General features: G+C 65.7%; 5 protein-coding genes and 1 pseudogene. 3 read left to right on the top strand and 3 right to left on the bottom strand.

The features are described 5' to 3' along the window. Positions 1-633: TSUP family transporter (locus ABIV12_RS12400; protein ID WP_348059717.1), on the bottom strand; the 633-nt coding region annotated here is incomplete at its 3' end. A gap of 151 nt (positions 634-784) precedes the next feature. Here ABIV12_RS12400 and ABIV12_RS12395 point away from each other — a divergent pair. Together ABIV12_RS12395 and ABIV12_RS12390 are read left to right on the top strand one after the other, a co-directional pair. After that, positions 785-1,906, top strand: a complete 1,122-nt coding sequence (locus tag ABIV12_RS12395; RefSeq protein WP_348059715.1) for a hypothetical protein — start codon at positions 785-787, stop codon at positions 1,904-1,906. Continuing rightward, entirely contained in the window at positions 1,903-2,619 is a 717-nt protein-coding gene (locus ABIV12_RS12390) for a glycosyltransferase family 2 protein (protein WP_348059713.1), read from the top strand. The genes ABIV12_RS12395 and ABIV12_RS12390 overlap by 4 nt, the downstream gene beginning before the upstream one ends. Positions 2,620-2,645: 26 nt before the next feature. On the opposite strand, the gene ABIV12_RS12385 is transcribed toward ABIV12_RS12390, so the two are convergent. Together ABIV12_RS12385 and ABIV12_RS12380 are read right to left on the bottom strand one after the other, a co-directional pair. Beyond that, a complete protein-coding gene (locus tag ABIV12_RS12385) occupies positions 2,646-4,067 on the bottom strand; it encodes a serine hydrolase (protein ID WP_348059711.1) in 1,422 nt (473 codons plus the stop codon). Positions 4,068-4,193: 126 nt separating this feature from the next. Then, positions 4,194-4,772: a sigma-70 family RNA polymerase sigma factor gene (locus ABIV12_RS12380; protein WP_348059709.1), complete on the bottom strand. Its 579-nt coding sequence runs from the start codon at positions 4,770-4,772 to the stop codon at positions 4,194-4,196. 85 nt (positions 4,773-4,857) lie between these two features. Here ABIV12_RS12380 and ABIV12_RS12375 point away from each other — a divergent pair. After that, a pseudogene (locus ABIV12_RS12375) lies at positions 4,858-5,200 on the top strand (hypothetical protein); the annotation flags it as partial.

The raw sequence follows: 5,200 nt of genomic DNA, 5'->3' as shown, positions 1-5,200 counted from the left end.
CACGAGACCCGCATTGCCGTGCACGCCGTTGTAGTCGCCGGTCGCGGAATAGACGGCGAGCCGTGAAACGTCGATCAGGCACGCAATCACCACGCCGGTGCCGATGAAGGCTTCCTTGCTCAAACCGGCGCGCGCGAGAAACGCCGAGCGCAACGCTCCCTGCATGCCGGCGAGTCCGCCGAGAAATCCGCTGAGCAAACCGCCAACCGGCAGATAGCGTGCACCGAACGCGAGCGTCTGGAATCGGGGAATCAGTTCGAGGCTTGCGAACACCAGTAGAAGCAAACCGACCACAAGCTTTACGGCGGTCACTTCGAACGCATGCCCGGCAATGACGTAGACGACGAGCGGATGGCTGTCGACCAGCCACGTCAGCACCCATGCTCCCGCCACGGCCATCACGCAGGCGGGCACGCCGAACAGCAGCACCACCCTTCGATCCGCATGCCTGGCCGTCAATGCAAGCTTGAACAAGCCATTGAGGAAATGGACGACGGCCGTCAGCGCGACGGCCTCGCCGACCGGAAAGAACAAGGCGAACGCCGGCAGCAACAGCGTACCGAGCCCAAAGCCCGAAAAGAACGTCAGGGCCGACGCGAGCAAGGCCACGCTGCAGACGATCAGATAGCTCATCTGGCAATCATAGGCGGTGCTGCGGCTGCTGCGATGCACCCGGCGATCACGGTCGAATTTGAAGTACCCTCCGCAGCGAAATCTGCCGACGGGAGGCGTCATCGACATCGCGTTGAACACGAGTCGCCGAAACGCCCTCTTCCCGGTCGCCGTGGTGCTGCTCTTCCTCGGGCTGGTGGCGCTCAACGTCGATCGGGCAAGCGGGCTGACCCGACTCATCTGCTTCGGCGATCGCTTCTCGTCGACGCGACTGCCGGACGTGGTGCAATCGCAGCCGTTTGTATTTGCACGCAGTGACGGCTACGACGGGCAGTTCTACGCGCAGATTGCAACGCGCCCGCTGCTCGACGATCCCGAGTTGGCGCGCGCGCTCGACAGCCCCGACTACCGCTCGCGTCGTATCGGGCTGCCATGGCTCGCATGGCTCGCCGGTTTTGGCTACACGCCGTGGGTGCTGCAGGCGTACGCGCTGGCCAACGTGCTGGTGTGGCTCGCGCTGGCATGGATGCTGTTGCGCTGGATTCCACCCGATCGATTCACCGCGCGGCTTGCGTGGTTCGGCGCGGTGTTCGGCGTTGGCTCGATGATGAGCGTCGCGCGCGCGCTGACCGATCTGCCTTCGGCATTGCTGATCGCGACAGCAATCCTTCTCGCCGAACGCGGGCGCAAGCGGAGTGCGGTCGTCGCGTTGGGCTTCGCGGCATTGACGCGCGACACCAGCGTCCTCGCTGCCGGTCTTCTGATGTCGACGCAACGCGATGGCTGGCGTGAATGGATGCGCGGGGCGCTGTCGGCGGCGCTTGCGATCCTGCCGGCCGCGCTGTGGGGAGCGTATGCGCACTGGCGGTTTCCCGGATCCCCTCAAGGCGACAGTGCAAATTTCAGCCTGCCGTTCGTCGCGATGGTCGGCGCACTCGGTCCGCTGTGGCGCGCGGTGCCACAGCTGGGATGGCATGCATTCGCCACGCAGGCGCTTACGACGATCGCGCTCTGCGTGCAGTTCCTTTTTCTGGTGCTCTCGGCGCGTCGTTTGTGGCACACGCGCTGGTGGAGGGCGGGCGCCGCGTTTGCGCTGTTGTTCGCGCTGCTCGGTCCTGCGGTGTGGCAGGAAGCCACCGCGGCTGCGCGCGTCGTGCTGCCCATGACGCTCGCGTTCAATATCCTGTTGCCGCGCGACCGTCGCTGGAGTGTTGCGGTGTGTGCACTCGGCAATCTCTCCGTGCTGCATGGCCTCGCTTATCTGTTGCCGACGACCTGGACGACCCTGCCGTGAGCGACGCGCCCGTACCGCAGCTGAGCGTGCTGATTCCCTGCTACAACGAAGTGCGCACGCTCGCGAGCGTCGTGCGTGCGGTGCTGGCGACGCCTGTCGAATCGCTGCAGATCGTGCTGGTCGACGATGGCTCGACCGACGGCACGCGCGACCTGCTCGCATCGGCGGAACTCGGCCTGCGCGACGGCATCGACAAGGTGATCCTGCACGCGCGCAACCAGGGCAAGGGCGCCGCATTGCGCACCGCGATCGGCGCCGCCGACGGCCGCGTGATGGTGATCCAGGACGCCGACCTCGAATACGATCCGGCCGACTATCCGCGCGCGCTCGCGTTGATCACCTCGGGCCGTGCCGACGTCGTCTACGGCTCGCGCTTCGTCGGCAGCGAGGCGCATCGCGTCGTCTACTTCTGGCACATGGTCGGCAACCGCTTTCTCACGCTGCTCTCCAACATGTTCACCAACTTGAACCTCACCGACATGGAAACCGGCTCGAAGATGTTCCGCCGCGAGGCGATCGACGGCATCGTGCTGGAGGAAAACCGCTTTGGCATCGAACCGGAACTCACGGCCAAACTTGCGCGCAAGGGCTGCGTCTTCTACGAGATCGGCATCGCCTACTTTGGCCGCACCTACGCAGAAGGCAAGAAGATCGGCTGGCGCGACGGCGTGCGCGCGATCATCGCGATCGTGAAGTACAACGTGTTCCACTGATCACGGCCCACCGCGCCGAAGTTGGCTCAGGGCAATTGCGCCAGCAACTGGAGAATGCGGCCGGTGATCGATTGCACTTTGTACGGGTCGATGCCGCCGGTGTCGCTGTTGGACATCGCGATCACCACGTACGGATCCTCGCCGGAGTTCTGCAGCATCCACGCATGCGTCAGCACGTGGTAGCCGTCGCTGGATGCGAGGCTGCCGCCCTTGTACCAGACCCTGTCCCACGCATTGCGGACTTCCGGTTGCGCACTCTGCGCGCTGAGCGCGCGGTCCACGAGCGCGATCGCATCCGAACCCTGCGGAAGATGGCGGTGGTGCGCAAACGCGCGGCAGATGTCCATCGGAGTGGCGCGCCAGCTTCCGCTTGTGAGGAGGCCGGTGTTTGAGTAGGCCCCCGACCCCGGCACGTACGGTCCGAGCGGCACGATCTCCTCGTCGATGAATTGCTGCTGGTCCGGTTCCGTTCCATCGACGTACGCCTGCGCCGTCGCCAGCGGGAACGTGAAAAACAAGTGGAACTGCTCGCTGATGTCGAGCAGCGGCTTGAGCACGGACGGTTGCGCGACGCCGTATGCATCAATGGCCTGGTCGATGGCGGCCCGGCCGACGCGGTGGTGAACGTGGTCGGTCGCGGTGTTGTCGCTGATGCCGATCATCAGCGTGGCCATGTCCGACAGCGAGAAGATGGTGCCGAGCGGCTCGCCGTTGATGGTGCCACCGGAGGCGATCTGAGATGCGGCCAGCGTGATGGATTCCTCTGCTCCGATGATTCCCTGGGCAATGCCGCGCCCAAGTCCCGCGAGAACCCAGAGCTTGAAGATCGATGCAGTCGCGCGCAGCTGCGACGAATTGAGCTCCGCCAGCGCCGTGCACTGGTCGTTCGCGCCGATGCGGCCGACGAGGATGGCCGGCGCGCCGGACAGCGTGCCGAACTTCGCCACCGACTGTGCGAGATCGAGGCCCTGGTCCTCGGCGTATTGCACCGAGCCGCTGTAGTTGCTGACGCCGAACAGAACGATTCCGTGCGCGCCTGAATAGCGGGCTTCGAGGTTGAGGAATCCGAACGGCGTCGACAGATCCGGCCGGGCGATCACCACGGTGACCTGCACCGGCGTCACGGCGACCACGTCGCGGATGATCGCGTTGGGATAACTGGTCCGCAGCGACTGGAAGAACGCCTGGGTGTCCGCAACCGACACGGTCCAGGACGCATCGAAGTGCGCGGCGATTTCCTGCGGCGTGGTCGTTTCGCCGGCGGCGAGCTCGCTCATGATCCAGGCCAGCTGGTCGGTGGTCGGCCCGGCCGGTAATGCGAAGGTGTTGCCCACGCGCGGGAAATACGGCCCGACGATCGGAACCTCGAAACTGTCCGAATAGAGCCGGTCGGCCCAGGCCGACGTGAATGGCAGCAGGCTGATCAATACGAGAGCAAAGCGTGTCATGGGAAGTCCTCGTCCGGATTTCATGCGCGGTGGGCGCACGTGAATCGCGCCGCTGATCGATCCATGCGTCAAACAGCGCGCATATGGCTCACGGTCCATCGACCCGACTTCCGTTCGTCCGGCGGTTCAGGAATCGCGCAGTTCCCCGGAGTCTTGGCGGGCCATCGCGTCGATCAGCCAGATCCGCGCGGCCTGCCAGTGGCGCTTGACGGTGGCAGGCGACGACGCCATTGCGTCGGCGGTTTCCTCGATGCTCAGGCCGCCGAAGTAGCGCAGCTCGACCACGCGCGCCTTGGCCGGATCGATTCGCTCGAGCCGTTCGAGTGCGGCATCGAGGTCGACGAGGTCCGTCTCGTCCGACGGTGCCTCGACGTCGATTCCCGACAGCGTCACCCGTTCACCCCCATCGCGCTTCAGACGGGCGCGCGCGCGCGCGTGATCGATCAGAATCTCGCGCATCACGCGTGCAGCCAGCGCGAACAGATGACTGCGATCTGCGGCGGCGAGCGCCTGCGTCCCTGCCAGCCGCAGCCACGCTTCGTTGACCAGCGCGGTCGGCTGCAGCGTGTGATTGCGTCGCTCGTTGCGGAAGAGTTGCGCGGCGAGGCCGCGCAACTGCGGATAGAGCACGCCGACAAGGCGATTGCCCGCGTCGGCATCCCCGTCGCGCCATGCGCTGAGCCATTGCGTGATGTCGGCCGACATGACGTGGGAGTCTACCCGGTCGCTGGTGGCCGCACATCGTCGGCGCTGCCCTACACTAGGCAGGTCCGCGGCACGGGGAGGCGCGATGGATCCGACGGTCGAAATCGACGCGTTGCACTTGCTCGAACAGGTGTTGTCGTTGCCGCCGGCCGAGCGCGACGCCTGGTTGACGTTGCAGCGTACCCGCGTCGCCGTGCGCGAACGCGTACGCGGCCTCCTCGCGCGTAGCCACGACACCCGCGGCTTTCTCGAAACGCCGGCGGTCGATTCGCGCTGGGACACGGGCGGACCTGCACTGCCGGTGGCCGGTGATCGCGTCGGCGCGTGGCGCATCGTGCGTGAACTGGACGCCGGCGGCATGGGCGTCGTGTTCCTTGGCCGGCGAGACGACGGAACCTACGAGCAGCAGGTCGCGATCAAGTTCGTCC

Source organism: Dokdonella sp. (genome assembly GCF_039926425.1).
Taxonomy (GTDB): domain Bacteria; phylum Pseudomonadota; class Gammaproteobacteria; order Xanthomonadales; family Rhodanobacteraceae; genus Dokdonella_A.
The sequence above is the reverse complement of the archived record's forward strand: the minus strand, read 5'-3'. Positions and strand labels throughout refer to the sequence as shown.